The following is a 1,484-nucleotide window of genomic DNA, read 5'->3' on the forward strand; positions in this document are numbered from 1 at the left end:
TTCGCTAGAGATAGCTTAGTGCCTTCGGGAACTCTGAGACAGGTGCTGCATGGCTGTCGTCAGCTCGTGTTGTGAAATGTTGGGTTAAGTCCCGCAACGAGCGCAACCCTTATCCTTTGTTGCCAGCGCGTAATGGCGGGAACTCAAAGGAGACTGCCGGTGATAAACCGGAGGAAGGTGGGGATGACGTCAAGTCATCATGGCCCTTACGAGTAGGGCTACACACGTGCTACAATGGCGTATACAAAGAGAAGCGAACTCGCGAGAGCAAGCGGACCTCATAAAGTACGTCGTAGTCCGGATCGGAGTCTGCAACTCGACTCCGTGAAGTCGGAATCGCTAGTAATCGTAGATCAGAATGCTACGGTGAATACGTTCCCGGGCCTTGTACACACCGCCCGTCACACCATGGGAGTGGGTTGCAAAAGAAGTAGGTAGCTTAACCTTCGGGAGGGCGCTTACCACTTTGTGATTCATGACTGGGGTGAAGTCGTAACAAGGTAACCGTAGGGGAACCTGCGGTTGGATCACCTCCTTACCTAATGATATTGATTCGCGTGAAGTGCTCACACAGATTGTCTGATGAAAAAGTAACGAGCAGAAATACCTTTATAGGCTTGTAGCTCAGGTGGTTAGAGCGCACCCCTGATAAGGGTGAGGTCGGTGGTTCAAGTCCACTCAGGCCTACCACTTCTCGAAGTGGAAAAGGTACTGCACGTGACTGTATGGGGCTATAGCTCAGCTGGGAGAGCGCCTGCCTTGCACGCAGGAGGTCAGCGGTTCGATCCCGCTTAGCTCCACCATATAGTCCTGTATTTCAATACTTCAGAGTGTACTGGCGACAGTATGCTGCGAAGTATTTTGCTCTTTAACAATCTGGAACAAGCTGAAAATTGAAACATGACAGCTGAAACTTATCCCTCCGTAGAAGTATTGGGGTAAGGATTAACCTGTCATAGAGTCTCTCAAATGTAGCAGCACGAAGTGGAAACACCTTCGGGTTGTGAGGTTAAGTGACTAAGCGTACACGGTGGATGCCTAGGCAGTCAGAGGCGATGAAGGGCGTGCTAATCTGCGATAAGCGTCGGTAAGGTGATATGAACCGTAATAACCGGCGATACCCGAATGGGGAAACCCAGTGCAATTCGTTGCACTATCATACGATGAATACATAGTCGTATGAGGCGAACCGGGGGAACTGAAACATCTAAGTACCCCGAGGAAAAGAAATCAACCGAGATTCCCCCAGTAGCGGCGAGCGAACGGGGAGGAGCCCAGAACCTGAATCAGTTCTTGTGTTAGTGGAAGCGTCTGGAAAGTCGCACAGTAAAGGGTGATAGTCCCGTACACTAAAATACATTAATTGTGAGTTCGATGAGTAGGGCGGGACACGTGACATCCTGTCTGAATATGGGGGGACCATCCTCCAAGGCTAAATACTCCTGACTGACCGATAGTGAACCAGTACCGTGAGGGAAAGGCGA

2 tRNA genes and 2 rRNA genes are annotated in these 1,484 nt (G+C 50.4%); all 4 read left to right on the plus strand.

Annotated features, from left to right (window positions below):
- A 16S ribosomal RNA gene (locus AAZT04_RS25955) occupies nucleotides 1-538 on the plus strand; the annotation flags it as partial.
- Nucleotides 539-613: 75 nt separating this feature from the next.
- Nucleotides 614-690: transfer RNA gene (locus tag AAZT04_RS25960), tRNA-Ile, on the plus strand.
- A 37-nt stretch (nucleotides 691-727) separates the two neighbouring features.
- Nucleotides 728-803, plus strand: a tRNA-Ala gene (locus AAZT04_RS25965).
- A 204-nt stretch (nucleotides 804-1,007) separates the two neighbouring features.
- Nucleotides 1,008-1,484, plus strand: a 23S ribosomal RNA gene (locus AAZT04_RS25970); the annotation flags it as partial.

It is taken from the genome of Serratia sp. Je.1.23.a, from assembly GCF_051129805.1.
Taxonomy (GTDB): Bacteria; Pseudomonadota; Gammaproteobacteria; order Enterobacterales; family Enterobacteriaceae; genus Serratia; species Serratia liquefaciens.